Genomic DNA, 26,770 nt, shown 5'->3' on the forward strand with positions numbered 1-26,770 from the left:
GGCCACGGCCGTGGTGTCTGAACCTCCGCGACCAAGAGTGGTGATATTAAACTGATCATCAATTCCTTGGAAACCGGCAATCACGGGAATTTCGTCGTTTTCCAAAGATTTTAAAAGATTCTCGGTTTTAATATTGGTGATGCGGGCGCGAGAGTAGAGAGAGTCGGTCTGAATTCCCAACTGGAAACCGAGAAATGGGTGAGCTTTGTATCCGCGTTTTTCAAGAGCTATGGAAAGTAACGAAACAGAAACCTGTTCGCCAGAGGCTACAAGCATGTCGTAGGCAGGGCCGCGGAAGCCGGGGAGGATTTCCTGAGCTTGCGCCACAAGACGATTCGTTTCACCGGCCATGGCAGAGACCACCACGACAAAACGCTGACCTTTTTTGTGATCTTCGATCAGGCGATCCGCCACACGTTCGATCCGCTCGATGGAGCCGACCGAAGTGCCTCCGAATTTTTTAACAATAATTTGATCCGCTTTTTCTCTTTTATTCATGCCGGGGCAGTCATATCAAAAAATGGGGGTGAATAGAAGCGGGTTTTAAAAATTTTGAAATGATTCTAGGCTTTTATTGATTGCTTGGCGGCCCCTCGCTTTGTATAAGGAGATATTCCTTATGAAGATTCGAGTTTTGTTCCGCTTTGTCCTATTCCATCTCCTTTTCTTATCACTGCTTCGAGTGATTTTTTATTTCGTTTTTAATACTCCCTCCGGTTATAGCGGGGCAGAGCTTGTGAAGGCCTTTTATCTCGGCGCCAAATTTGATCTTCGTCTTATACTCTTGATGGCGTTCCCTTTGATTTTTGTGGGATGGGGGGATTTTCAGCCCTTAACCTCGTTAAAAACCCGCCGCGTATGGAGCATAGTTTACGTCTTTTTGATGGCTGGGGTGGCGATCACCTACATTTTAGATTTTGGTCACTTTGGGTATCTGGCGACGCGAATCAACTCCACCGTTTTCGCCTTTCTCAAAGATCCCGACATCTCGGGGCGAATGCTTTGGCAGTCTTATCCGGTGATCTGGATCACTCTCGGTTTTTTATTGTTCCTGGGGATCTACTACCGCCTATTTATGAGCCTTATTCTTAAGACCAGAAAGACCTACATTATTTGGATTCCACCCTCGGCGCTTTTACTTTCGTTTGTTGTGGTTTTCTTTTATGGCCTTTACGGGCACTTTTCCCAGTATCCTTTACGCTGGAGTGACGCTTTCTTTTCGCCGCATCACTTTTTATCTCATCTCTCGCTCAACCCCGTTTTATACTTAGTCGAAACTTCCGAGTTTCAGGATCGGAAAACCGTGGATATTGATAAGGTGAGAGGAAGTTATTCGATTCTTGCTTCTTATTTGGGTGTGGATCAGCCCGATGAAAACACTTTGAACTTCTCCCGAAAAGTTTTCGCGGCCGAAGGGGCCTCTGCTCATCCCGCGGGAACTCCGCCTTTGAATGTGGTTGTTATCGTCATGGAATCCATGGCCATCAGTAAGACAAGTCTCACCGCCAATCCGCTACGTCCCACTCCCTCTCTAGAGGCTCTCGCCAAAGACAGCTATTGGTTTTCCAACTACTACAGTCCCACCGAAGGAACAGCGAGAAATATGTTCGGCATCATGACGGCGATCCCCGATGTTTATAAGGGCGAAACATCCTCGCGCAATCCGTTGACCGTCGATCAGCACGTGATCATGAACGATTACAACAACTATAAAAAATGGTATTTTTTAGGGGGAAGCGCCAGCTGGGCCAATATTCGCGGGATCTTTTCTCATAACATCGAAGGCATTGATATCATCGAAGAGGGCTCGTTTGCCAAAGGTCGCACCGACGTTTGGGGAATCTCCGATCTGGATCTTTTTATTGAAGCCCACCGTCGTTTTGCTGAGCACCCCAAGGACAAACCCTTTGTTGCAGTTATTCAAACGGCCAGCTTCCATCGGCCGTACACCATCCCCAAAGATTCTAAAGGTTTTAAAAATTTAAATGTGGATTTAAAAAGCCTCAAAGAGGCCGGTTTTTATTCTTTGGAGCAATTCAACTCGTTAAGATTTTCGGATTTCAGCTTGGGATATTTCTTTAAGCTGGCGCGCAAGAGCGGCTACTATAAAAACACGCTATTTGTTGTCACCGGAGATCATGGATTGCCTGACGATGGGGGAATCAATGTCACAGAAGCGCGGCAAGCTTTGATCCTCGAAAAATATCATGTTCCACTCATTCTCCATAATAAGCATCTTTTTCCCAACACGTTTAATGATTCCCGTCCCGCAAGTCACTTAGATGTCATGACGACAGCGGCATCCTTAGCGCGAGTCAACCATGTGAACACGACTCTCGGCCGCAATCTTTTTGACTCACGTTTTGATCAAGAACGTTATGCATTTATATATAATTACAGTTCGGTGGCTAACGAGTACGGGCTTATTAACGAGGACTATTACTACCGACACGATGACGTGGTCGGTGATCAATTTTATAATTACAGCGCCGATTCGGGGGCTAAGGATGTGAAAGAGCAGTTCCCCGAACTCTTCCAACGCATGAAGGCCTTAGCTCAAGCCTATTACGAAACCGCTCGTTACATGCTCTACAACAACAAAAAGCACCAACCGTAGTTGATGCTTTTTGTTTTTCTTTAAACTTTTTAAGAAAGTCTATTTAGTACATTCTATTTAACTGAGCATTGAGTAAAGATACCGTCGAAGAATCCGATCCCGAGGGACTTTAGATTTGGGTCCATGATGTGTTGAGCATTTTTGGGAGATGCTAACAGCATTTGGACAGCTTCGGCAGCCGATAACTTTTTACCCTTAACGATGTTCTCCACCACAGTGCCCACAAGGCCGAGTTCAGCAACACGGTCCTCGGGAGTAGAGCCATCAGATCCGAAGTGGGAGAGAAGCGAGTTTAAAGATAAGTCCTGAGAGTGAGACTGCGCCGCTTGGGCACAAATCGGGTTGAAGGGAAGAATCGATAAATCGTTCTGTTTACGAATTTGGTTGATGAAACCAAAAACCTGACAAGCCACAGGATTCATGCTTCCGCAGGCAGGATTCACTGTGCCGTTATTTAAGAAGCCGGCGTAAGTCTGCACGGTTTGGAGAAGCGACGCCAATTCCGGAGTGCCACTTTGACCGACAAGACCCGTCAGGATGTTGATCATGCCACTCACGTCATTAATGTTTTGAATATTGAGAAGAGCCGAGAAGGGGTTCGCCCCAGCGTTGTTTTGGAGCATCAGATTTGCTAATTGACCGATCACCTGAGTGACTCCGCTATGGCCCGTGGGTAATAGTCCTGCAAGGCCACTGGCCGATCCCCCACAACCTAAGAGAAGGTTCGCGATCGTAGGCACCGCAGCGCCGACTAAAGGATTTCCACCCATGAAGATCTGAGATCCAATTCCTAAAAGACTCGAAATGGTTGAGCAAGTGCCGTTAGAGCCCGAGGCGCCGCTCCCACCAAAAAGATTTCCGATGATGTTTGTGAGTCCAGCGGTCGTTCCGTTGCCACCACCAAACAGTCCACCGAGCATATTCCCAAGTCCAACCGAGTTGTTGTTATTTTGGATCGAACCAATCACATTTAAGATCTGATTCAGATCCGGTTGCGGAGTGGTGTGAGTGGTAGTGGTGTTGGTCGTGCCGAGGTCGGCGTTAAGGACCGGTGCATATTGTGAGGACTGTGCCTGTTGGTCAGCATCGATATTCTGCGCGCTCATCTTCTTACCGCAGTTGACTGTAAACAGTCCTGCCGCAAGAAGTAGTATCAACTTCTTCATACGAAATCTCCCTATAATGTTGTTTCTCATTGGCGGGAATCACGTGCAGCAGTTCGCCTGCTTTTTCTTCGGCTCCCCACCCAAGGTCCTGAATTAATAATTGATAGATTTATGAATTAACGGCGAAAGAACGCGGTAAACGTATGACTAAGGTCCGGGTGAAAAAAGGTTAGTCACTTTCTACCTCCTTGCAAGAGGTGAGATCTTCTGAGGATTTGGCAGAAACTGTCGAACAAGTCGCCAAGGGCCCCGGTTTGCATTTTGATGGTGAGATGGAGGTCCTCAGACCGCTGGCTGGTTCTAGTTTGACACTGAATTTCCAAGAGGGAAGGCCCTGCTCAAGTTCTAAGCTAAACTGCGCGGAATTTCACTGTTCAACTGTATATTTTTCATGACGAGGTGCAATTTTTGTTATTCTGTGTTACCTCTATCCCTCTACGTTAAGACCATAAGACAGCTTTAGGAGGGTGTTTTGGAAATAGTTGAGAATCAAGAAGTGGAAAAAGAAGTGGTTTTTCAGCACCTCGATGACATTGATGAGATCGATCAATACGACAATATATTAGAACTCGATGAGTCTCAGTACCCAAAATTTACGTTGGCTAAAAACAAAGCGCGTTTTTTGCGTATGGTGACCTGGTACCGCCAGAAGGAAGAATGGATCGAAGTGGGTCCATTGAGTCAAGTTAGCAAATTATTTAAGCAGCAGACCAAAGAGCTCGAAGGGATTCGCGCCAGTAAAATGGATTACGAAATGGAACTAGAGACAGGAACATTAACTCCGAGTCAGCGTTCGTATCGTAAGGATGAACTTAAAATGTGTAAAGTTCATGAGAAAATGGCCGTACATCTCATTGCTAAATTGCAGAAGAAGATCAAATCGGGCCGTCGATAATATTTTTGCTTAAATCTGTAATTTCCTTAAAAAACTCATTCTTGCGCCGAGGTCATTTTAGACGAGGCGGTCCAAGAATGAGTTTTTGCATTTCTGCCCAACCAGTGCTTATATACGAAGTTCATGGAATCGAGAGAAATTAAATTTATAGTTGCGAGTATTTTCGTTCACGGTCTGATCTTCGCCTCGATGATTATTGATCTTAAGTGGAACAAAAAAGAAGTCTACACGGACAGCGATGTTCTTCTTATGGGAGAAAATACAGGCACGAAGATCAATCCCCCAAAGCCTAAGGCGGATAAAGTTCTCAAGCCCAAGGTTCCTATGGAGAACGATCCCAACGCCGTCAAAACCAATGAGCGTGTGGCGCAAGAGGAGACCGAACAGTCCGAAGGGACATTTGGACAAGGTGGAACAAAACCCCTCGAGTATTTCACAGAGTTATCGGCGTGGATTAAGGTCAATCAAAAGTATCCCAAAATGGCTCGACGTTTAGGCCAAGAGGGCGATGTGAAAGTCGGCTTTAACGTCAACCCGGATGGCCGATTAACTGATATTCGAGTGATTGAGCAGAGCCCTCACGAAGCATTGAATCAGGCCGCCACAGAATTAATCGCGGCTTCGAGCCCGTTTAAACCTTTTCCAGATAATTTTCCGAAAAAGCCGATCTGGAAGGAACAACCTGTTTCTTATAAACTCGTCGAATAATGTCATTCACTCAAAGCGTTTTCATCTTGGGTTTACTCATTTTAAACTCGTGCTCTTCTCCACCGAGCGATGAGAACGCAGGAATGCAGTTCACTGTAATTTGTCGTAACGAGGTCCAAGACTGCTACACCAAAGCTCAAGATCTTTGCCCTAAGGGGTACCTCGTGGTGAACCGCGTCCGCGGAATTAAATTAGATGAGCAGACCACAGAGTACCGCGCTCTGATTCGCTGTAAGCTTTAAAATCGAAAAGAGATAAAATACATCTTTTAATTATTTGCTGGCGAAGGGTGGGCTCCAGTTTTATTTTTGGGCCATGAAGATATCTTTTTATTTTTATTTTGTGATTGGAGTTCTTTCATTCTCGGCGTGCTCGTCGAAGCCCATTCAGCTGGATCCAAAGCAAAATGTACCTTGGACCGAAGATCTAGAGAAAACAGCCCCTCATCCAGCTCCCTACGTGGCCCTTTTTAAAAACAAGGGGAAAAAGCTATATTATCTTGCCGCCCATCATGACAACCATGTGAATTCTCCGACCTTCAAGTTAGTGCGGCAAGCCTTTGAGGATTACAATATCAAAGCCGTGATTATCGAGGGGGTGTTTGCCTCTATGGGTGAGAGTCCTTTTGCCGTTTTAAAAACGGCGTCTGCCACTTGGGAGGATGAATTCGTCGGCGATGGGGAGTCGGGCTATTCCGCTGTGCTGGCCACCACGCGAGAGATTCCATTCTTTGGTGGTGAGCCCGATGATCTGGATGTTTATCAAGCCATGCTGGCTGAGAAATACTCTCCCGAAGATATGGTCGGGTATTATTTAGTTCGCCAGTACCCTCAGTGGGTGCGGCAGAAGCGATTGGAGAAAAAATCTCTAGAAAAAACGGCGGGTGATTTTATTGCTTACACGTGCCGACAGTTTTCAATCCCGGCTAACGACTGCACCAACTACGATAAATTTAAAGTGTGGTACAAACAGAAAAATCGGAAAGACTTCCCCAAAAACTTCGATAAAGAGGAATCGGCCCCTTACAGTCACGGCAAGTATTTCACTCAGAGGATTTCTCATCGCGTAGGTCGCTTTCGTGATGCCTTTATTGTGAAGCAGATTGCGACTCATCTTAATGCCCACAAAAATGTCTTGATCGTTTATGGAGCGAGCCATCTTTTGACTCAGCTTCCCGCCCTCCAACAAGGTTTGGGAGACCCTGAATACGTCACCCTAAAGCCTTAGGCGTCTTCGGCCAGTTAAGACTTTTTCCAACGGGTTTTGACTTTAAGGTCGGCTTTAGTCACCTTTTTTTTCATCGACTTTTTATAGTCGGTCAACTTTTGGGTGAGTTGAGTGTCGCTGACGGCGAGTATTCGAACGGCGAGGAGAGCGGCATTGGACGCATTATCAATGGCGACGGTGGCCACCGGTACTCCTTTCGGCATTTGCGCGATCGAGAGCAGAGAATCAATCCCATTCAAATGTTTTAATTTGACCGGAACACCGATGACCGGGAGGGTTGTGGCCGAGGCCATCATTCCCGGGAGGTGAGCGGCGCCGCCCGCTCCCGCGATAATCACTTTAAATCCTTTATCGGAGGCCGTTTCGGCAAATTCGAGCATGGCTTCGGGCGTGCGGTGAGCTGAGAGGATCCGAACTTCAAAGCTCACGCCGAAATCTTTTAAAACTTGGGCCGCGTCGTTCATCACGCGTAAGTCAGAATCACTTCCCATGGCAATGGCCACATCTTTTTGTGCTCTAGATTTTTTCATAACTGAACTTTCTCTCGCGCCTTGAGCGCTTTTTTGAGGGCTTTCTTAGGATTAGATCCTACACTGTTCATGTGTCCCATCTTGCGGCCCACGCGGTTTTGTTTTTTCCCATACCAATGAATCGCCACATCCTCGGAGACTTTCCATTGAGGGGTGACGTTTTCATTTTCACCGAGCAGGTTCACCATGGCAAAGCCGCCGTGAGGAGACGTTGGAATCTCGAGGGAGGCGCCGATGACGGCCTTTAAGTGGAGAGCGAATTGATCCACTTGAAAAGCGTCCATGGTGTAGTGGCCAGAATTGTGCACCCGCGGAGCAATCTCGTTAACGAATAATCCCTTTTTAGTTTCGAAAAATTCGATACCCATGACGCCGACATAATCTATTTTGTTCAAAAACTTTTTTATTTTTTTTGAGAGTGTCATGAACTTTTTATTTTGAATCGGTCCCATGGTCCAAAAGCAGCGCGAATCTTTTTGTAAGGATTCGACCAGCGGATAGTGGGTCACTTCGCCTTTCCGATTTCTTGCAAAGATGCACGCCAGTTCTCTTTGGAACGGAATGAATTGTTCGGCGATAAATTTTTCGTTTTGAAGAGCAGGTGTTGCTTCGAGGCGGGCGAGCATTTCGTTTGCGGCCTGCTGATCGCGAATAACATAGGTTCCGTAGCCGTCATAACCAAAACGTCGTTTTTTTAAAACCAGAGGGACTTCGAGTTGACCCAACACTTGAGACATTTGTTCGCTATTTTCGATATTGAGCCAAGGAGCCGTAGGGATGGAGTGATCATCGAAGAGTTGCTTTTGAGTCTTACGGTCCTGCAAGACGCCCATCAATTCGGGGGTTGGAAATAAACGGTTTTTACCTTTGTTCGCGCGAGCGAGCAGTTCGGCATCTAAGAATTCACTCTCGAAAGTGACGACATCCATCTCGCCGAGAAACTGGCGGAGAGCGTTTTCATCGTTCATTTTATTTTTGTGGTGATGAGCTGTCACTTGGGCTGCGGGATCGTCGGAGGATTCGGAGTAGATGTGAGTTTCGAATCCCATTTTGTGTGCGGCGAGGGTGAGCATGCGCGCTAATTGGCCGCCCCCGAGAATTCCTAGCTTATAACCCGCTTTGAACATATCCTCGTTTGACATGGTTTGATTCTTGGGTCAATGGTTGAGTGGTGACCCCAGAATTTACACCCCTTAAAACCAATTTCCCTTTATGTTTGGCGCCGATGGTGGGCTTGAGTCACGTCTGTTTGCGCGACGTCGTTCGCGAATATATGCCTAAGGGAGCAAAGACCATTTGGCCCAGCGAAATGTTAAGCACCCGTCGATTGCCCTACGAGGATCTCACTCAAGTGGCCGAGGGGATGAATAGCGCCGGAGATGATTTTTGGGCGCCGCAAATTTTAGGGAACGAAGAAAAATTCATCGCGGCCTCGATCCAAAAGCTCGAAGATCACGGGGCTCATGCCATCGATATCAATATGGGTTGTCCTGTGCAGAAAGCTCTTCGCCACAACTATGGCGTCGCTCTCATGGGAGATGTGGATTACGCCGCGAAGGTTGTGGAGATGACCGTGCGGAACACGAAACTCCCGGTCTCTGTGAAGCTTCGTGCGGGCTTTGAGAGTGATCCGCAAAAACTTCTCAACTTTACTCGAGCTTTAGAAAACGCCGGCGCGGCATGGATCACGCTCCACCCGCGAACCGTAGAACAAAAGCGCAAAGGTGAGGCGGACTGGTCGCAAATCGCATTTTTAAGAAAAGAATTAAAAATTCCGGTGATAGGAAATGGCGATGTGCAGACCGCAGAGGATGCCATCTCTCTTTTAGAGAAGACCGACTGTCATATGGCCATGGTGGGGAGGGCTCTTGTGGCGCGCCCCTGGTTGATGTGGCAGTATGGAGAGAAGATGGGCTTTGAGAATCCCGAGGGGAAAGAAGGCCGTGCACCGAGGACGCCTCAAGAGGAAGCTCGGGAGTACTTTATTTGTGCGCGTAAGATGATGGTGCAAATGCAAGAAAAGTTTAAACCGACGGTGGCTTTTCGAAAATATATTTTCTATATCAAAACCAGTTCGGTATGGATGGACTATGGTCACTACATTTGGTCGAGAATGACGAAGTGCAAACAATGGGACGACATCGCGATCGCCCTCGATGAGCTCGAGGGCCAAGCGTTTTTAATGCACGAGAGAACCGAGCTTCGAATTTAACGGCTTAAACAAGTAGGGGATCGAGTCCACCTTTTTGATCTAGCGCCGCGAGGTCGGTGTATCCGCCAATTAATTTATCGTCGATAAAAATTTGCGGAACAGTCATCATTCCTGTGCGGTTCTTAAGTTCCGTGTAAAGCGCGGGATCGTCGTCGACTTTGATTTCGTCGTAGCTGACATTTTTTGATTTAAAAAGAGCCTTCGCTCGATCGCAATAAGGACAGTAGGTCTTAGAATAAATCACAACTTTAGCCATAATAGGATCTCCTTTATTATTGCTACCTTATCTCTTAGCAAAGTTAGAGATATTTGGGAATCATAATCTCGGGAGCTAAATCCTGAGAGTGTCCTGTGATTTCTGGAGCGAAATGATTCTCTAGAACGTCGTAGATCGGAGGTAAACTTTCGAGCTGTTTGATTTTTTGAAACAACAGTTTAGCCTCTCCATATGATTGAGCCATAATGCGAAGCTGTTGTTTCGATCGGCACACGGCCGTGCGCGGAGACAGGCGTTGCTCCGAGAGCCGCACATAACTCAAGATCAGAGTCTGCCACTGGTGCCATGGTTTTTTAGGCTGCCCTGTCTTCGCTTCCGTGGCGAGGCCGGGATTAGCAATGAGGCCTCGGCCCATCATCACATGTTTGCAACCGGAAACGTTCCGACAGCGATCGTAATCGTCTTTCGACCAAATGTCGCCATTCGCGATCACAGGTATCTTTACGGCTTCGCGCATTTGCGAAATGTACTCCCAATGAGCGGGCGGCCGATAGCCCTCGGCTTTGGTGCGCGCATGGACGGTGAGCCAAGAGGCTCCACCACTTTCGGCGGCATTCGCAATTTCGTGAACACGTTCTTTGTTTTCAAAGCCTAAGCGCACTTTGGCCGAAACTGCGAACTGCGAAGGAACGGCTTTCCGAACCGCATTCACCACAGCCTCGACGCGTTCTGGATTTTTAAGGAGTGTGGCGCCTCCATCGTGAGAATTCACCGTCTTCGCCGGGCAGCCAAAGTTGAGATCAATACCAAAGGCGCCCAACTCGATCGCGCGTTGGGCGTTTTCTGCCATAAGGGTGACGTCGCTTCCTAAAAGTTGCACCATCACGGGCGTTCCACTCAGGGTTCGCGACTGATGGAGTAATTCTGGGCAATAGTGGTAATACACTTTCTCGGGGAGAAGTTGATGAGTGATGCGAACGAATTCCGTCGCGCAAAGGTCGACTCCTCCTTGAGCTGACACCAACTCTCTCAGAATCGGATCAACCACTCCTTCCATCGGCGCCATCAGCACCATGGGAGGGAGATTATTTTGAACAAAGTCGATCGATGATGACATATTCCTTCTCAGTGACAGGTTGGATCGAAAGTCGTTGGCCTTTTCTGAGAAGAAGCATGTTTTCGAGACCTTTGGTTTCGCGGAGTCGTTCCAGAGAAATGAGCTCCTTAAATTTTTTAACAAAAGCCACCTCCACCCCAAACCAACGGGGCTTTTCTGGCGTGGCGCTGCTGTCGAAATACTCACTCTTTTTATCGAACTGTGAGGGGTCGGGGGCTGCTTTTTTGCTCACCTTGGCGTACCCGGCGATTCCTGGCGGCGTGGCGTTAGAGTGATAAAAAAGCACAGTATCGCCGACTTGCATGTCATTCATCATGAAATTTCGAGCCTGATAGTTGCGCACACCATCCCAGAGTGTTGTTTTTTTCTCTTTGAGGTCGTCTATGGAAAAAACATCGGGTTCGGATTTCATTAACCAGTAGCGCATGGGGCATTTTGTAAAACGAAACTGAGTGACATGTCACGCTTTGATTGACTGGTTTTCCCTCTATGAGAGAATAGGGGCGTTGAGATAAGTTATGGGATTTCCCAAATTAATTGTCCTATGAGGACAAAGGAGAGTCTATGCGTATTATAACCCTATTCGTGCTTTTGTTCGCCTTTGGTGTGAGTGAAGCGCAACAGATCGTTTTCGCTCCGGCATTTAGCTACTTTAAAGACGAAACTACTAATAAAAATAATGCTGCAGATGATTCCGAATCCAAGCGCACGATGTTCGATATCAAATTGGCTTACCTCCACTACTCGGGTCTTTACTTAGGAGGAATTTACACAACTGGGAAAATTGGTGATGATAAGACAAGTGGTGTTGGACCCACGCTGGGATATAGCCACTACAGTGGGTTCTACGCTCTCTTCAGTTATTATCTCATGTCAAAGTACGAAGTCGATCCAAATACGTCGGGCCTTACCTATCGTGAGCTTTCGGATGGTATGGGTGCTCAGGTCGACATCGGATGGGTGTTTCCATTGACATCAACATTTAGTATTGGTCCGCAAATCTCGTATAGGTCGATCAATTACAAAAAAGCGGAAGACGGTGCTGGTTTAGAGTTTGACTCAGATATCACGAAGTCTTCAATCAGTCCTTACGTCTCTCTTTGGTTCCAATTTTAATTTGTTAAGGAGTAAACAGCATGGCATTTCGTACAGAAAAAGATTCCATAGGTGAAATAAAAGTTCCCGCGGATAAGTATTGGGGGGCGCAAACTCAGCGATCTCTTGAGAATTTTAAAATTGGCGGGGATCGTTTTCCTCGCGAGATGATTCGCGCCTTAGGGATTCTCAAAAAATGTGCGGCCATGGCCAACTGGAAGCTCGGTTTACTTCCCGAGACCAAAGCCAAATTTATTATTTCGGCAGCCAATGAAGTCATCGAGGGGAAACTCGATGAGCATTTTCCTCTCGTCGTTTGGCAGACGGGGAGTGGGACGCAAACCAACATGAACGCCAACGAGGTGATCGCTAATCGTGCCAGTGAACTCACCACGGGCTCGGTGAAAGAACGTGTCGTTCACCCGAATGACGACGTGAACAAAGGTCAATCGTCCAATGATACATTTCCCACGGCGATGCACATCGCGGTGGTGGATCGCGTTCATCATCATCTTTTGCCCAATCTTAAAAAACTGCGCGACTCCTTTAAGAAGAAGCAGAACGAGTTTAAAGACATTATTAAAATCGGTCGCACTCACTTGATGGACGCCACTCCTTTGACGTTAGGACAGGAGTTTTCTGGGTACACGACACAATTGGATCGCAGTATCGAGCGTGTAGAGTCTTCTCTCAAAGCGGTGTTCGAGCTCGCCATTGGCGGAACTGCCGTCGGCACAGGATTAAACACTCATCCGGAATTCGCCACTCGCGTGGCCGAAGTGATTTCTAAAGAAACCGGACTTCCCTTTGTTTCTGCGCCGAACAAGTTCGAAGCGCTGGCAACTCATGATGCGCTTGTGGAGCTCAGCGGATCCTTAAAAACCGTGGCTTGTAGTTTAATGAAAATTGCGAACGACATTCGTTGGTTGGGGAGCGGTCCACGCAGCGGTATTGCCGAGCTTATTCTCCCTGCCAATGAGCCGGGAAGTTCGATCATGCCCGGTAAAGTGAATCCCACTCAGAGCGAAGCGATGACCATGGTGTGCGCGCAAGTGATTGGTAACGATGCGGCCGTCACTGTGGGAGGCTTACAAGGTCACTTTGAGCTGAACGTGTTTAAACCGGTGATCGTGTTTAATGTTTTAAACTCGGTGCGTTTATTAGCTGATGCGTGTTCGAGCTTTAGAGAGCACTGTGTGGATGGCATTCAGGCCAACACACAGCAGATCGAAAAACATATGAACAATTCGTTAATGCTCGTGACGGCGCTCAATCCTCACGTCGGTTACGATAACGCCGCAAAGATTGCAAAAAACGCTTACGAGAAAAATATTACCCTTAAAGAATCCGCCGTTCTTCTCGGATTTATGAGCAGCGAAGATTTTGATAAGTGGGTGCGTCCTCAAGATATGATCGGTCCATTAAAAGTATGAGAATTTGCATTTTTTGTAGCTCCAAACTCAATTTTGTTGAGGAGCTTGTCCGAACTTCAAAAGAGTTTGCCCTTTGGATGGCAAGCCGCAGGCACACTCTTGTTTACGGCGGAGCCACTGTCGGAATGATGGGTCTTCTTGCTGATGGCGTGCTTGAAGGCGGCGGGGAAGTGGTAGGGGTAATCCCCCGGGCGATGTTTGCCGCCGAAGTTCCGCATCGTAAAATTCAAACACTCCTGGAAGTCGAAGACTTGATGGAGCGTAAAAAGGAAATGATCAAACGCAGTGATGTGTTTGTGATCCTGCCGGGCGGAGTAGGGACTCTCGATGAACTTCTCGAGGTGATCACTTGGAAATCCATCGGTCTCATTACCCATCCGATTGTCATTTTGAATATTGACGGCTTTTGGAATTCTTTCTTTTCAATGATGAGCGATCTAAAAAATAAAAAAGTTTTAGATGAAAATCTTTTGGAGAGTTATTCCGTCGTCAATTCCTATTCCGAATTAAAAATACATTTAGAAGGTCTCAATGTTAGTTGATCCTCGACTTGATTGGCTTAAAAACGAATATATTCAACCCTACGTTTACGTGCGGGAGGACAATCGAATCTCTAAGCCGGGCTCACACTCGCCACTGGATTGGTTCGAAGGGAAAAAGCCCGTTTTTATTAATCCCTTGTGGATGAAAGAGGTTGAGTTTGGGAATCAAATTTTAGCTCTTGAAGGTCAGGCCTTCGGACCGAGCAATTTGGCGATGCCTCGTTGGGTGTTTTATGACTGTGCCATCACTCCGGGATTTGTGGCGGGTTTTGCCATTCGTAATTCTGCGATTCCCAATGAGCTGCGATCGCATTTTGGATACGCGGAGGGAAAGCATGAGTGGACCCCGCTGAGCTTGTTTATCATTATTCCGACCATGTCTCCGGACGAAGAGTGGTGTGCCCATAATTTATGTACGGTGAATTCTTTTTTGCCTAAAGATAAACAGTTTTATGGACTCGGATTTTTGTCCAAAGCCTTTGGTCTCTGGTACGCCAATGTGAATATCTTGGTGGGGTTCACGCAATGGGCGAATGCAGCGATGAAGTTGCATTCTTACTACGGGCCGTTTGAGATCCTCACGGCGTACACACCGATTCATTCCTATTCGCGAACCCTCACCTATCGGGTGAAGTTGGAATCCTCGCAGTGGGGGAATTTTTTATCTAAAAAACCGATCGCCGACTTTGATACACGCTTTAAGGCCAGCGGCTTAAAAGTGCATCCTAAAGATGATTCTAGCCTTAGGGACATACAATCCCGATTAGAGCGAAAAGAGGGGCCTTACTTCCTGAATCCCCATGAAGTTTTGACAAAAAACCTAGGCGAACCATTAAGTTTGTACCAACCGACGTCGATTTAAGGTATATTGGTCTTCACCTATGAATGAATCTCTACCTGCTGTTGCTAAAAGTGTTTACATCGAATGTAAGAAGTGCGGAACGGAACGATATTTTAAAGTGATCGCGCACACCAGTTCCGAGACTGCAAAAGTGAAATGTGAAGTGTGTGGATCACAGAAGAGTTATCGAGTGTCCGAGAAAAAACCGAAAGCAACAAAACCACGTGCAGCAAAATCCACAACTCCTAAATCATCCTCCACCTGGATTACGCTCAAAGAAAACCGTGGGGAAGGCTCCGCAAAGTCTTACTCTGTCAAAGCCACTTTCGCGTCTGACGAATCGCTGATGCATCCTAAGTTTGGATTGGGCTTTGTGATTAAAGCTCATCCGTCTAAAATCGAAGTTCTATTTGCCGAAGGGGTAAAAGAACTCATCCATGCACGAGTTTAGTTACCTTCCTCCCGAAATCTTTATTTATTGTTTTGTCCTGGGCCTACTCATTGGCCTTGTGACGTCCACTCTTGGAATTGGCGGCGGAATTTTTATGGTTCCTCTGCTGCCGGTCATTTTTAAAATGACTCTTCACGAAGCCGTGGCCACAAGTCTTTTTACGATCTTTTTAGTCACCTTATTCAATACGTTTATATTCCATCGGCAAAAAGCGGTGAGGTGGCCTGTGGGATTGTGGCTAGGCGTCCCCGCATCGGTGGTGGCTTTTTTTATTCCTACGATCGCGGTACGGCTCCCGGAAGTCGCAATCCAGTCCGTGTTGGTGGTGGCCCTTTTCGCGATGTCGGTGGTGACGTATCACAAGCGACGCGCTCTGACTCAAGGGGCGCTTCACGATTTGGATCGTCGGAGTAAAATAAGGTGTGTGGGCTTAGGATCTGTCGTGGGGGCTTTGTCGGGACTTTCGGGACTGGGGGGCGGTTTGTTTTTCGGACCCTTTTTAATCTCTCAAAGGCTCGTTTTAGCCCAGCAGCTTACGCCTACGATCAATCTCACGGCGATGCTCACCACGGTGATGGGGACCGTGGGTTATCTCATCATGGGATTTCGAGGCACGGGTTATATTCACTTTCCGTTGGCTTTTGCGCTTTTCATTGTGGCCAGTCTCAGCGGAGTTTATTTTAAAAAATTACAACCCATGATTCCCGTGCAATGGAAGGCGACCATCATTGCCGCCGTTCTATTGGTGATGGCGGCCAATGTGTTGATCAAAGCTCAACTCCACTGACAACTTCCCTTTGTCGTTTTTGTTTGTTACATAATACTTTATATGAAACTGCAAAGCCGTCTCGAAGATAAAATTCAAAAGCAACTCAATCCATCCCACTGGGACATCGAGAATGAAAGCGCAAATCATGGAGCGCGTTTGGGTGGGGAAAGTCACTTTAAAGTGTTGATTGTATCTCCCAACTTTGAGGGGAAGTCGCGGCTGCAACGTCAGCGGGACGTCCACAGTTTGTTCGCTGAGGAACTGGCGAGTGGCATTCATGCTCTCTCACTGCGGTTACTCACGCCGCAAGAGTGGCAGGATTCGGGCGCAGAGAGCTTTGTGAGCCCCAACTGTCAGTCGAAGCCGGTACTCCCTAAAGTCAAATAACCTCGCTCGTCCAATGGCGCGTGAGGTCCTTCGCTTTCGCTCAGAATCACATAAAAATTAGTCGTTAGAGAGCTCGTTGATCTGTTTTTTGAGTTTTTCGAGAAGATCTATGGTGTCCTTTTGCATCTCCGTGGGAGATTGATCTTGCTCCTCGGAGGGACTATTGGTAATTTTGTCCCACTCATCTATGGCTAAATCGAGCTCCTTAAGAGTATCTCCCAATCGTGATTTCGATGGGGGTCTGGAGCTTGGTGATGGCGTGCCGGTGGTCTTTGATGTCATAAGGATTAAAAATCCTAAGAATCATTGAGCGAAATTGCAATGAAATTTGTTAATTTTTTTTCTGGAGGACGATAATGGCTGAAGAAATTATTTATACGATGAAAGGTGTGTCTAAAGTTTACCCACCTAGCAAATATGTTCTCAAAGATATTTACTTATCCTACTTTTACGGCGCCAAGATTGGTGTGCTCGGTTTGAACGGAAGTGGAAAATCAAGTTTGCTCAACATCATGGCAGGGAAAGACGAAAACTTCATCGGTGAAGCGTTTCCTGCTCGCGCCTATAAACTCGGATATCTCGAGCAAGAGCCGAATCTCGATCCCGAAAAAACTGCGAAAGATGTGGTGATGGAAGGCGCCGGCGATGTTGCACGACACCTCAAAGAGTTCAACGACATCAGCACGCAGTTGTGCGACGAGAATTTAGATCCCGATAAAATGGAAAAGCTCATCGAGAAGCAAGGTGCAATTCAAGAGAAGATCGAAGCTGCTGACGGCTGGGAGCTCGACAACAAGATCGAGCAGGCGATGGATGCACTTCGCTGTCCTCCGGGAGATTCTTTGATTAAGAATCTTTCGGGAGGGGAAAAGCGTCGCGTGGCGCTTTGCCGTTTGCTTTTGTCGAATCCCGACATTCTTCTCCTCGACGAACCGACCAACCACATGGATGCCGAAACGGTGTCGTGGCTTGAGCATTTCCTCCACACTTTCCCCGGTACGGTCATCGCCGTGACCCACGATCGCTACTTCTTGGATAATGTTGCCGGATGGATTTTAGAGCTCGATCGGGGAGAGGGCATTCCGTGGAAGGGCAATTACTCCTCCTGGTTAGATCAAAAAGATAAGCGCCAGGCCCAAGAGCAGCGCGAAGAGACCAAGAAGATGAAGACGCTGGAGCGCGAGCTCGACTGGATTCGTATGTCTCCGAAGGCCCGCCAAGCCAAGTCAAAGGCGCGAATCTCGGCTTACGAGAATTTAGCCAAAGAGGCGTCTCCCGAGAGAATTCAAGAGATGCAGATCTACATCCCACCAGGTCCTCGTTTGGGGGGATTCTGTCATCGAAGCTAAGAACATTTCTAAGGCCGCAGGCGACCGCTTGCTTATCGATAACTTAAGTTTTTCTGTCCCTCGCGGAGCTATCGTGGGAATCATTGGTCCGAACGGTGCGGGGAAAACCACACTGTTTAAGATGATTACTGGTAAAGAGAAGCCTGACAGTGGAGAGATGGTGATCGGCTCTACCGTAAAGCTCGCTTACGTCGATCAGGAGCGTGCCACTCTCGATCCGAACAAATCCATCTGGGAAGAGATTTCGGGCGGCCACGACCTGATTAAGGTCGGTTCCCGCGAAATGAACTCCAGACAGTATGTTTCGCGCTTTAACTTTAATGGCACAGACCAGCAGAAAAAGGTCGGAACTCTTTCGGGCGGAGAGCGAAATCGCGTGAATATGGCGAAACTCCTCCTCGAGGGCGCTAACGTCCTACTTCTGGATGAGCCGACAAACGATCTCGACGTCAATACCATGCGAGCCCTTGAAGAAGCGCTCTTGGAATTCGGTGGTTGCGCTCTGATCATTTCGCATGACCGATGGTTCTTAGATCGCGTCTGCTCTCATATACTCGCATTTGAGGGGGATAGTACGGTGCAATTCTACTCTGGAAACTACTCCGAGTGGGAAGAGGAATACAAGAAACGCATGGGGATTGAGACTCTTACTCCCAAGCGGATCAAGTACAGAAAATTTAAAAATTAGGCAAAATTAGGCGTTTTTCCGCTCGGAAAAACGCCGTTTCTCGAGGGGAAATACCCTCAAAATCCCGCAAAACCGAGATTTCCCGAATGGAAAACGGAGTTTCCCCTCTAATAAAAGTGGGATTGAATTGTTTTTTTTCTATTGACTCGAAGACTGTACCTATAACAACGTAGATGTGTGAGGGGGATGAAGCCCTTCGCAAAAACGTAATTACGGAGGAAACACCTAATGGCAAAGAAGAAAAAAGCTGCTAAAAAAGCTAAAACTGTAAAGAAAGCCGCGAAGAAAACTGCTGCTCCTAAAAAAGCAAAAACAAAAAGAAAGCCGAACGCGAGCTTCATGAAGCCGTTGACACCAAGTGCTGATCTTGCAGCTGTTGTTGGCACTAAAGCTATTCCTAGAACTGAAGTTGTTAAAAAACTTTGGGCTTACATCCACAAGCATGATCTTCAAGACAAGAAAAACAGAAGAAACATCAACGCTGATGCACCTCTTAAAAAAGTATTCGGTGGTCGTGGAACAGTTTCTATGTTCGAAATGACTAAATACATCAGCAAACACCTTAAGTAATCTCAAGGTTAAGCAGACTGTATGTCGATAGGGAAGGGAAGCAAATGCTTCCCTTTTTTATTTTTAATTCTAGAACATTTTTATGAAAGAAGCTTTTCTCTCCCTGCCCTCGACGGGTGCGTAGCGTCTTCGGATTACGTCACGACGGGGGTACCCGTCCTGCCGCAACCCGGATACGCAACGCTCGCACGGGATGGTCGAGAAAAGCTTCTTTCATAAAAATGTTCTAGAATTAAAAATAAAAAATTATGGGTCAGCTTTATGTTCTCATTTTTTGCTCTTGTTCGGGGGTGGGCCTCTCAAGTGTTATAAAGCTTTGGGGGCGGTTTTTGTATGTGATTTTGGGGAAAGGGCGGGTTTGTAAATTTTCGAAAGTTTCGGTGTGGCTGGACATTTTTGGGGTTATCTAATAGCTTTGTGGGCTATGAATGTGAAGACGGCCAGTGATATTCGGATTATGGAGCGGACGTGCCAGTTGGCGGCTCAAACTCTCGTGCATGTGTCTAAATTTGTGAAGGCGGGGGTTACGACCAACGAGCTCGATCAGATCGCTTATGATTATACGCTGTCTCACAATGCTCGGCCGGCGCCTTTAAATTATCACGGGTTTCCGAAATCCATCTGCACCTCCGTCAATTATGTGATCTGCCATGGGGTTCCCAACAACGTTCCTCTTAAAGACGGCGATATCGTGAATATTGATGTGACGACTTTTAAAGATGGGTTTCATGGAGATTGCTCGGCCACTTACTTTGTTGGGAATGTTTCCCATGAGGCCCGACTGATCGTGGAAGTGGCCGAAAAGGCCCGCGACAAGGGCATTGAGGCCATCACCCCCTTCGGAACGACCGGAGATATCGGTTACGAAATTAATAAGTATGTGACCCGTAAAGGCTTTGCCGTAGTCCATGAGATCGGTGGCCACGGGATTGGTCGGGAGTTTCACGAAGAGCCCTTTGTCCCTTCTTATGGTAAAAAAGGCCGCGGCGATAAGTTGCTCCCCTGGGGCACGATCACGGTGGAGCCGATGATCAATATTAATGACCGGCCGATTAAAGAGTTCTCCATTCCAGGATCGACCATTAAGTACTACGAAACGTCCGATAAGACCCTTTCCGCACAATTTGAGCACACGGTTTTAATCACCGACAAGGGCTACCAAATCCTCACATTGCCTTAAAAGGTTCCAGGTTCCTTGTTAACAAAACTAAAACGGAGGCTCTCAGCCTCCGTTTTAGTTTTGTTAACAAGGAACCTGGAACCTTTTAAGGCTTTATCTTGATACTTTAGGCGTTTACGGCTATTTCATATGTATTACGCATTCCACATAACAGGAGTTTTTATGAGTCTTACAGGAGCGACGACAATGAAATATACATTGCCTAAAACACAATCTGGACAACCCGACTATCGCGTTTGCAAAGAAGCTATGGAAAATCCAAAGCGCTTTGAGGAGCTCGCTCGCTGGGGACGTGAAGAAATCAAAATCGCTGAAACCGAAATGCCAGGCCTTATGGCTCTTCGCGAAGAGTATGCGACGCAAAAGCCACTTCAAGGGGCTCGCATCACAGGTTGCCTTCATATGACAATTCAAACAGCTGTTCTTATCGAGACGCTTGTTGATCTCGGTGCGGAAGTTCGCTGGTCTTCTTGCAATATTTTCTCGACTCAGGATCATGCGGCGGTGGCCATGGCTGCGGCGGGAATCCCTGTATTTGCTTGGAAAGGTGAGACCGAAGAAGAGTACGAATGGTGTGTGAAGCAAACGATCGAAGGCTGGAAAGACGGCTTCGATATCATTCTCGATGATGGTGGCGATCTTACCGTCATGATGCACAGACCAGAGTACGCCGAAATGCTTAAAAAAATTAAGGGCGTTTCTGAAGAAACAACGACAGGGGTTCATAACCTCGAAAAAATGTTAAAAGACGGCAAACTTAAAATCCCTGCGATCAACGTTAACGATTCTGTGACGAAAACAAAATTTGATAACCTTTATGGCTGCCGCGAATCTCTTGCGGATGGCATTAAGCGCGCGACGGACGTCATGCTTGCGGGTAAAACGGCCGTGATCGCTGGCTTCGGAGATGTTGGTAAGGGTTCTGCAGCGTCGCTCAGAAACTTTGGAGCTCGCGTCGTCGTCACCGAAATCGATCCTATTTGCGCTCTTCAAGCCGCAATGGAAGGGTACCAAGTTGTAAAAATGGAAGACGTGGCTGCCGAAGCTGATATTTTTGTGACAGCTACAGGTTGTGCAGACATCATCACCGAAAAACACTTTAGCCAGATGAAGCACGGGGCGATCGTTTGTAACATTGGTCACTTCGATATCGAAATCGATATGGCTTGGTTAAACGCGAATTCTAAGGTCCGCGAAGTGAAGCCTCAGGTGGACATTCACCAGCTTAAGAACGGAAACGAAATTATCGTTCTTGCAAAAGGTCGCTTAGTGAATTTGGGCTGTGGAACGGGTCACCCTTCGTTCGTAATGAGTGCGTCCTTCACGAACCAAGTTTTAGCTCAGATCGATCTCTTTAACGAAAGTGCAAAGTACCAAGAGATTGGTGTTTATCGTTTACCTAAAGAACTCGACGAAAAAGTGGCGCGCCTCCACCTTAAGAAAATTGGTGTTCAGTTGACGACGTTAACAGATAAGCAGTCGAGCTATCTTGGCATCAAAAAAGCTGGACCATTTAAACCGGAGCACTACCGCTACTAAGTGGAGGGCTCAGCTCATTGAGAAAAAGGGTAACTGCTATCAGTTACCCTTTTTTTTTGGCCTTCAATTGAGTGCGGCGGTCTACTGTGCCTCGGAGCTGGAATTGGGTTGAGGTGCGACGTTCGCCTTAGGAGGGGTGATGGAAGCTCTAAACTTGGTACATCGAATGTCTTGCTCTGCAATCACTTTACTCTCAAAATCTTTTGTTTTTATATCTCGCCCTTTTTCGAGATAGGACACCACCACAGTGAGTGGGAAGTAGGTTCGGGTGCGATTTTTAAGGCGCATGTTTTTGCAGATCAGTCTCTCCAGATGTAACAAGGTTTTCTTCTTTAGATCTTCACTCTTCTCCATTCTTCGCGAAAGAAAAAAGTTGAGATGCCGGCGATCGAAGGGGTGGGTCCACACTCTAAAAAGTTTTTTCCGTTGATCTTGATCGTAGTAAGAATAGAGCTCCACTTTGCGATAAGGATCTTCGGCCACATTTCGATTGTACAAATCAAAGGGAAGAATGGGCCAGACCGCGACCTGCGTAAGGCTTGATAGCCAAGTCATGGCCGCCAAGCCTACAGTGATAAATTTTAATTGAGGATGGTGGTCAAACTCTGGGGGTTTAATTTCCGATGGCTCTTGAAAGCCATGAAACAGGGCGTACCAGGGAATAAAAAAGAGGACACCAATTCCCAGTAAGGGCATCGTCAAGTTGACACTGTAGTAGGCGAGCGTGTGCAGTGCGATCCAGAGAATCGGGTATATCAGTGAGAGCTTTCCTCGAAGGAAAAGTGCCAGAGGAGAGGACACGTTAAGAAGCAGGATTAAAAAAGCCGCAATATTCAGAAGGACCGGAAAGCGCGTCAGTTCCTGACCCCACGCCTTACCTGCGATGAGCAAAAGAACTTCAAGATTATCCGAAGTGAACCAACTGAGCCCGACATCGCGGAGTTGAGCCACTCCGATCACGAGGTACATCAAAACGGTAAACACACGTGCGGCTTGCAAGAACCAAAGAGAAACCGTGTCCCTATTTACATTGAGACTTAAAGCCCAGTCGCTCACCACGAAGAGAGTCGTGAAGATCATAATCACGCTCGAGACAGGATCTGTAATGTAAAAGTTGTTGGGAAATCCGGCGACAAAAAGCGTTGTAATAAAAAGAAGAGAGCTGAGAATTTTGCTTCGGTACTTAAATGCAAAAGCGGCAAAAAGCGCCACGTTTAACAATTTGATTCCGTACAAAAACGAATACGAAAAATAATCGTTAAATTTAGCACCAAAGAGTTGAAACACGCTCACGGGGCGGTAAAAAAAACTATCGACCTTCGACCACCATTCCAGCTCTCCATAAAAGAAGTAGACGGCGCAGACCACAGCAAAGAGAAGCCGGCTCATGCGATAGTTGTATTCCGCCTCGGAAAACGAGCTCATCAGCTGGCGACCTTTTGAGTAGTAAGATTTGGCGAGTGCGGTCGGCATAGAGTTAATCCTTTTTTACAAATTTTAAAAAAGTTTTTAATTCTTCAATGCTTTCGTAGATGTCGTCGAGAGCGCGGTGTTTGTCTTGTTTTTGATATTCCACAAAATACTTTGCGTTCATAATAATCTTCCAGGCGGTGACATCCATCATTCGGTAGTGGAGTCGCTTTGAGAGTTTGGTGAAATACAGATCAATAAATTTACGATCTTGAAAGATTGAGTTGCCACACAAGATGGGTCGCTCGTCTTTGCTGTAATGGCGATCAATCAGATCCAGGAGATCTTGCTCCACCTCTTCGGGCTCTTTGCCTCCGGGGACTTTGGCCATCAATCCACTTTCGCCGTGATGCTTTGTGTTCCATTCATCCATATTTTCAAGAAAGACTTCCGGTTGCTTCACTACGGTGTGATACGTCTCCAAGGTTTTAAAGTCGAGATCCGTAACAATTACCGCCACTTCGATGACTCTTTCAATTTCGGGCTCAAGACCGGTCATCTCCATATCGAGCCAAAACAGTTTTTTCATAGGACGAGGCCTTTCTTTTTTCCGATTATTTCTCTAAAGTGGCTAAATGGGTACCAAAAAGATCAAGATGCCCACTCTGGATCTGCACGGAAAGAAGCAAGACGAAGTGTACGATCTCGTGGACAGATTTATCATGAAGCATCATCACATCGAGCGGGTCAAAATTATGCCCGGTAAAGGAACTGGCGTCGTGCGAAACCAGGTCATTTCCTATCTTAAACAGGGCGGCTATCCTTGGTCCTATGAGGATTTACCCAACGGGGATAAAAACACCGGTTCTATTATTGTCTTTTTAAACTGACCCGATTAGTATCGGCCCTCTGAACGGGGGTATTCATGCGTTTTTTATTTATCACTCTGATTGCTGGCTTTGTCATTGCCTGCGAATCCACTCCAGCCATTAAAAAAGGCAGCCTGGCTTGGCGCACTCCAGGGCGAATGATCGAAAAACAATACGCCGAATATCGTGCGGAATTGATCAGCGATGTCCATTACGATTTTCAGTTTAATCTCACTCAACCTGATTTTTTTACGGGAACCTCCAAGGCCACTTTTAAAATGGCCTCGGCTCAAGAGACGACTTTAGATTTTTTCGAAGGCACCGTGCAAAGTCTAAAGATCAATAACCGAAATGTAAAAGTCGATCACAATGGTTATTTTATTCGTCTTCCCAAAGACTCATTAAAAACCGGTGTTAATATTGTGGAAGTGCAATTTAAACATGGATACAGCCCGACGGGTTCAGGTCTCTATCGCTACGAAGATCCGGCCGATAAAAATGCTTACCTCTACACCGATTTTGAACCCTATGATGCCAATGCTCTCGCACCTATGTTTGATCAGCCCGACATCAAAGCCACTTATCAGTCGACGGTGATCGCGCCTAAGAATTGGACCGTGATCACGTCCACGCGCGAGAGCAAAGTGGAAGAGGTGAATGGTTTTAAACAGTGGACCTTTCCGGCATCGGAGGCCTTTAGCACTTACGTTTACTCACTCCATGCTGGCCCATACAAGATGTGGACAAGTCAGGTGAAAACTCCTTATCAAACGATCCCCTTGCGTTTGTTCGCTCGGCAGAGTTTGGCAAAGCATGTGGATCCTAAAGAATGGTTTAGCACCACCCAGCAGGGCTTCCAGTTTTTCGAAAAGTATTTTGAAACACCGTATCCCTATAAAAAATATGATCAGGTGATCGTTCCTGACTTTAATTCCGGAGCGATGGAGAACGTGGCCGCCGTGACGTTTAACGAAACACGATTTGTCACTCGCGGTCAAAAGCAACGGGCCCAAAAGCGTCGCTTGGCCGAAGTGATCTTGCACGAGATGGCGCACATGTGGTTCGGCGATCTCGTCACCATGAAGTGGTGGAATGACATTTGGTTGAACGAAAGTTTCGCCACGTATGCGGCGACATTGGCTCTCACCGAGGGAACTCCGTATAAAGACTCGTGGGTGGATTTCAACACGAGCGAAAAGCGGGGCGCTTATCATGCCGACCAATTGACCACGACTCATCCCATAGAGTTCGAAGTCGCCAATACCGACGTTGTTTTTGCCAACTTTGATGCCATCACTTACGGAAAAGGTGCTTCCGTTTTAAAACAACTGGCGTTTTATATTGGCCCCAAGACCTTTCAAAAAGGACTGCAGGATTATTTTAAACGTTATGCGGGGGGCAACACAACGCTCACTGATTTTATCGCGGCGTTAGAGCGCGCTCATGGCAAGGAATTGCAGTCGTGGAAGCAAAAGTGGCTGCAGACGGCCAACGTGAACACGATGGAAGTCAAATGGTCGTGCAAGGCGGGAAAGGTCAGTCAGGCGACGTTAGAGCAAACCTCTAACCCGGGCTTTGAGGTGCTTCGCCCCCACAAAACTCAGATTGCGGTCTTCGGTGAAAAGAAGGGCACAAAGCTTTTAAAAACGATAGATCTCGAGTACTCGCAAGCGTCCACGCCCATCGCGGAGCTTAAAGGAATGAGTTGCGACGAAATCACTTTGATCTACCCCAATTACAACGATCAAGATTACGCCAAGGTTCATTTGGACGAAAAAAGTTTACAGACGACCATGGATTATTTGTCTCGCCAACAAGATGAGCTCTTGCGAAGTGGCTTGTGGGGCACCGTTTGGGATTTAGTGCTGGATCAAAAACTTCCCGCGACAGAATACCTACGGATGGTTTATCTGCACGCCAAAAAAGAAACGAGCCTGGACACCTTAAGTGGCATTCTCGGACGGGGCTTTGGAGTGGTGCGAAAGTACTTTCCGCAAGACAACGCGTGGAAGGACGCGCGCAATCGTTTAGCTCGCGATCTCACCACGCTTTGCTACGAGGCTATGGTGGAGGCTCCGACCGCCGACTTACAAAAAGTGTGGTTTGATGCTTACGTGGATTCCGTGGAGGTCGAGAAGGATCAGCAGATCATTTTAGGTTATCTTAAAAAGACGCCCGCATTTTTAAAGTTTAAGATCGATCAAGATCGTCGCTGGAATATTCTCCAGTCTTTAAACCGCAATAATCCGTCTCTAGCGAAGGCGTATGTGGATGCGGAACGCGCTAAGGATTCGACTTACGAAGGTCAGCAGGCGGCGTTAGAGACGCTCGCGTTGACTCCAGATCTCGCCGTCAAGAAAGAGCTGTGGGGAAAGATCACTCAGGGCCCCTCCAAGGAGAATCCATTAGGCAAACTGCGCCCAGTGATGAGCGGCATCTTCCCTTATAACCAAGAGAATCTCCAGGCTCAATTTAAGGATGATTTTTACAAGGAGATTAAGGCGCTCAAAGCCCAGCCTCCGGAGTATTTAAGACCCCTGGCAGATCTCGCGCCCACCTTCTGTACGACGGATAGCGTCAGCGGCTTGCGCTCTTTTATTGAAGATAACGGCGATCTCCCGCCGTCTTTACAGAAGAATCTTAAGATCCACGCGCAGGAAGATGAGCGATGCGTAGGCATTCGCGCCAAGATCAAAACGGCGCGGGCGATCTAATTTAAATATTCCAACAATTTTGTGACTTTGGGGTTGAATCCCCCCCAGAGTCCTTATATAAAAACTTTTCTTCTAACGGAGTGGTAGTTCAGTTGGTTAGAACGCCTGCCTGTCACGCAGGAGGTCGCGGGTTCGAGTCCCGTCCACTCCGCCAATTTTTTAGGTAACAGTGGTTCTACGGTTCTACGGTTCTGGTTCTACGGTTCTACGGTCGAACAATAAGGAATTCTTTTATCTAGAACCG

27 protein-coding genes, 1 tRNA gene and 2 pseudogenes are annotated in these 26,770 nt (G+C 47.1%); 20 read left to right on the plus strand and 10 right to left on the minus strand.

All coding sequences use genetic code 11. The features are described 5' to 3' along the window. Positions 1-498 (minus strand): aspartate kinase (locus K2Q26_14365; protein MBY0316704.1); only part of this gene is annotated, 498 nt, incomplete at its 3' end. A gap of 121 nt (positions 499-619) precedes the next feature. Here K2Q26_14365 and K2Q26_14370 point away from each other — a divergent pair. After that, complete coding sequence (locus K2Q26_14370) at positions 620-2,617, plus strand: LTA synthase family protein (protein MBY0316705.1); 1,998 nt, start codon at positions 620-622, stop codon at positions 2,615-2,617. 53 nt (positions 2,618-2,670) lie between these two features. Here K2Q26_14370 and K2Q26_14375 read toward each other — a convergent pair whose 3' ends face one another. Next, entirely contained in the window at positions 2,671-3,783 is a 1,113-nt protein-coding gene (locus tag K2Q26_14375; protein MBY0316706.1) for a CAP domain-containing protein, read from the minus strand. A 535-nt stretch (positions 3,784-4,318) separates the two neighbouring features. Here K2Q26_14375 and K2Q26_14380 point away from each other — a divergent pair. The 4 genes and pseudogenes from K2Q26_14380 (at position 4,319) to K2Q26_14395 (ending at position 6,613) form a co-directional block, all read left to right on the plus strand. Then, positions 4,319-4,678 (plus strand): annotated as a pseudogene (locus K2Q26_14380) (hypothetical protein). A 123-nt stretch (positions 4,679-4,801) separates the two neighbouring features. Continuing rightward, positions 4,802-5,386 (plus strand): TonB family protein, encoded by a 585-nt coding sequence (locus K2Q26_14385; protein MBY0316707.1) that lies wholly within the window; start codon positions 4,802-4,804, stop codon positions 5,384-5,386. An 83-nt stretch (positions 5,387-5,469) separates the two neighbouring features. Next, positions 5,470-5,628 carry a hypothetical protein gene (locus K2Q26_14390; protein ID MBY0316708.1) on the plus strand — a complete coding sequence of 53 codons (159 nt, stop codon included), beginning with the start codon at positions 5,470-5,472 and terminating at the stop codon, positions 5,626-5,628. Positions 5,629-5,701: 73 nt separating this feature from the next. Beyond that, positions 5,702-6,613, plus strand: a complete 912-nt coding sequence (locus tag K2Q26_14395) for a hypothetical protein (protein MBY0316709.1) — start codon at positions 5,702-5,704, stop codon at positions 6,611-6,613. Between the two features lie 14 nt (positions 6,614-6,627). Here K2Q26_14395 and purE read toward each other — a convergent pair whose 3' ends face one another. Both purE and K2Q26_14405 read right to left on the minus strand, forming a co-directional pair. Beyond that, positions 6,628-7,143: a 5-(carboxyamino)imidazole ribonucleotide mutase gene (purE, locus tag K2Q26_14400; GenBank protein MBY0316710.1), complete on the minus strand. Its 516-nt coding sequence runs from the start codon at positions 7,141-7,143 to the stop codon at positions 6,628-6,630. Beyond that, the gene (locus K2Q26_14405) at positions 7,140-8,270 is read right to left on the minus strand and encodes a 5-(carboxyamino)imidazole ribonucleotide synthase (protein ID MBY0316711.1); all 1,131 of its coding nucleotides are present in this window, start codon (positions 8,268-8,270) and stop codon (positions 7,140-7,142) included. The genes purE and K2Q26_14405 overlap by 4 nt, the downstream gene beginning before the upstream one ends. Positions 8,271-8,368: 98 nt before the next feature. On the opposite strand from K2Q26_14405, the gene K2Q26_14410 reads away from it, so the two are divergent. Then, a complete protein-coding gene (locus tag K2Q26_14410; GenBank protein MBY0316712.1) occupies positions 8,369-9,355 on the plus strand; it encodes a tRNA-dihydrouridine synthase family protein in 987 nt (328 codons plus the stop codon). A 4-nt stretch (positions 9,356-9,359) separates the two neighbouring features. Here K2Q26_14410 and grxC read toward each other — a convergent pair whose 3' ends face one another. Genes grxC through K2Q26_14425 form a run of 3 tightly spaced genes read right to left on the minus strand, consistent with a single transcriptional unit; the run spans position 9,360 to position 11,116 of the window. Next, positions 9,360-9,611, minus strand: a complete 252-nt coding sequence (gene grxC / locus K2Q26_14415; protein ID MBY0316713.1) for a glutaredoxin 3 — start codon at positions 9,609-9,611, stop codon at positions 9,360-9,362. 43 nt (positions 9,612-9,654) lie between these two features. After that, positions 9,655-10,689 (minus strand): tRNA-dihydrouridine synthase, encoded by a 1,035-nt coding sequence (locus K2Q26_14420; GenBank protein ID MBY0316714.1) that lies wholly within the window; start codon positions 10,687-10,689, stop codon positions 9,655-9,657. After that, a complete protein-coding gene (locus K2Q26_14425; protein MBY0316715.1) occupies positions 10,658-11,116 on the minus strand; it encodes an EVE domain-containing protein in 459 nt (152 codons plus the stop codon). The genes K2Q26_14420 and K2Q26_14425 overlap by 32 nt, the downstream gene beginning before the upstream one ends. 137 nt (positions 11,117-11,253) lie before the next feature. On the opposite strand from K2Q26_14425, the gene K2Q26_14430 reads away from it, so the two are divergent. Genes K2Q26_14430 through K2Q26_14460 form a run of 7 tightly spaced genes read left to right on the plus strand, consistent with a single transcriptional unit; the run spans position 11,254 to position 16,207 of the window. Further along, positions 11,254-11,805, plus strand: coding sequence for an autotransporter outer membrane beta-barrel domain-containing protein (locus K2Q26_14430; GenBank protein MBY0316716.1), 552 nt, complete (start codon positions 11,254-11,256; stop codon positions 11,803-11,805). A 20-nt stretch (positions 11,806-11,825) separates the two neighbouring features. Beyond that, positions 11,826-13,217, plus strand: a complete 1,392-nt coding sequence (gene fumC, locus K2Q26_14435) for a class II fumarate hydratase (protein ID MBY0316717.1) — start codon at positions 11,826-11,828, stop codon at positions 13,215-13,217. After that, the gene (locus tag K2Q26_14440) at positions 13,214-13,759 is read left to right on the plus strand and encodes a TIGR00730 family Rossman fold protein (protein ID MBY0316718.1); all 546 of its coding nucleotides are present in this window, start codon (positions 13,214-13,216) and stop codon (positions 13,757-13,759) included. Before fumC ends, K2Q26_14440 begins: the two co-directional genes overlap by 4 nt. Continuing rightward, complete coding sequence (locus K2Q26_14445; protein ID MBY0316719.1) at positions 13,749-14,621, plus strand: hypothetical protein; 873 nt, start codon at positions 13,749-13,751, stop codon at positions 14,619-14,621. The genes K2Q26_14440 and K2Q26_14445 overlap by 11 nt, the downstream gene beginning before the upstream one ends. A 19-nt stretch (positions 14,622-14,640) precedes the next feature. Then, entirely contained in the window at positions 14,641-15,051 is a 411-nt protein-coding gene (locus K2Q26_14450; protein MBY0316720.1) for a hypothetical protein, read from the plus strand. Next, positions 15,038-15,838 (plus strand): sulfite exporter TauE/SafE family protein, encoded by an 801-nt coding sequence (locus K2Q26_14455; protein ID MBY0316721.1) that lies wholly within the window; start codon positions 15,038-15,040, stop codon positions 15,836-15,838. The genes K2Q26_14450 and K2Q26_14455 overlap by 14 nt, the downstream gene beginning before the upstream one ends. A gap of 42 nt (positions 15,839-15,880) precedes the next feature. Then, positions 15,881-16,207, plus strand: coding sequence for a BolA family transcriptional regulator (locus K2Q26_14460; GenBank protein MBY0316722.1), 327 nt, complete (start codon positions 15,881-15,883; stop codon positions 16,205-16,207). Between the two features lie 57 nt (positions 16,208-16,264). Here K2Q26_14460 and K2Q26_14465 read toward each other — a convergent pair whose 3' ends face one another. Beyond that, a complete protein-coding gene (locus K2Q26_14465; protein ID MBY0316723.1) occupies positions 16,265-16,489 on the minus strand; it encodes a hypothetical protein in 225 nt (74 codons plus the stop codon). Positions 16,490-16,563: 74 nt separating this feature from the next. On the opposite strand from K2Q26_14465, the pseudogene ettA reads away from it, so the two are divergent. The 4 genes and pseudogenes from ettA (at position 16,564) to ahcY (ending at position 21,533) form a co-directional block, all read left to right on the plus strand. Then, a pseudogene (gene ettA / locus K2Q26_14470) lies at positions 16,564-18,244 on the plus strand (energy-dependent translational throttle protein EttA). 228 nt (positions 18,245-18,472) lie between these two features. Continuing rightward, a complete protein-coding gene (locus tag K2Q26_14475; GenBank protein ID MBY0316724.1) occupies positions 18,473-18,814 on the plus strand; it encodes an SWIB/MDM2 domain-containing protein in 342 nt (113 codons plus the stop codon). A gap of 424 nt (positions 18,815-19,238) precedes the next feature. Beyond that, positions 19,239-19,994: a type I methionyl aminopeptidase gene (gene map / locus K2Q26_14480; GenBank protein MBY0316725.1), complete on the plus strand. Its 756-nt coding sequence runs from the start codon at positions 19,239-19,241 to the stop codon at positions 19,992-19,994. 249 nt (positions 19,995-20,243) lie between these two features. Beyond that, on the plus strand, positions 20,244-21,533 hold the full coding sequence (gene ahcY / locus K2Q26_14485) for an adenosylhomocysteinase (protein MBY0316726.1): 1,290 nt from the start codon (positions 20,244-20,246) through the stop codon (positions 21,531-21,533). A gap of 81 nt (positions 21,534-21,614) precedes the next feature. Here the strand turns inward: ahcY and K2Q26_14490 are convergent, their stop codons facing one another. Next, positions 21,615-23,006 carry a hypothetical protein gene (locus K2Q26_14490; protein ID MBY0316727.1) on the minus strand — a complete coding sequence of 464 codons (1,392 nt, stop codon included), beginning with the start codon at positions 23,004-23,006 and terminating at the stop codon, positions 21,615-21,617. Positions 23,007-23,010: 4 nt separating this feature from the next. After that, positions 23,011-23,532: an oligoribonuclease gene (orn, locus tag K2Q26_14495; GenBank protein ID MBY0316728.1), complete on the minus strand. Its 522-nt coding sequence runs from the start codon at positions 23,530-23,532 to the stop codon at positions 23,011-23,013. Between the two features lie 46 nt (positions 23,533-23,578). On the opposite strand from orn, the gene K2Q26_14500 reads away from it, so the two are divergent. From K2Q26_14500 to K2Q26_14510, 3 genes are all read left to right on the plus strand, one after another. Next, on the plus strand, positions 23,579-23,833 hold the full coding sequence (locus tag K2Q26_14500; protein MBY0316729.1) for a Smr/MutS family protein: 255 nt from the start codon (positions 23,579-23,581) through the stop codon (positions 23,831-23,833). A gap of 35 nt (positions 23,834-23,868) precedes the next feature. Then, entirely contained in the window at positions 23,869-26,526 is a 2,658-nt protein-coding gene (gene pepN / locus K2Q26_14505; protein ID MBY0316730.1) for an aminopeptidase N, read from the plus strand. Positions 26,527-26,603: 77 nt separating this feature from the next. Beyond that, positions 26,604-26,680, plus strand: a tRNA-Asp gene (locus K2Q26_14510). Positions 26,681-26,770: the final 90 nt, after the last annotated feature.

It is taken from the genome of Bdellovibrionales bacterium, assembly GCA_019750295.1.
Classification (GTDB): domain Bacteria; phylum Bdellovibrionota; class Bdellovibrionia; order Bdellovibrionales; family JAGQZY01; genus JAIEOS01.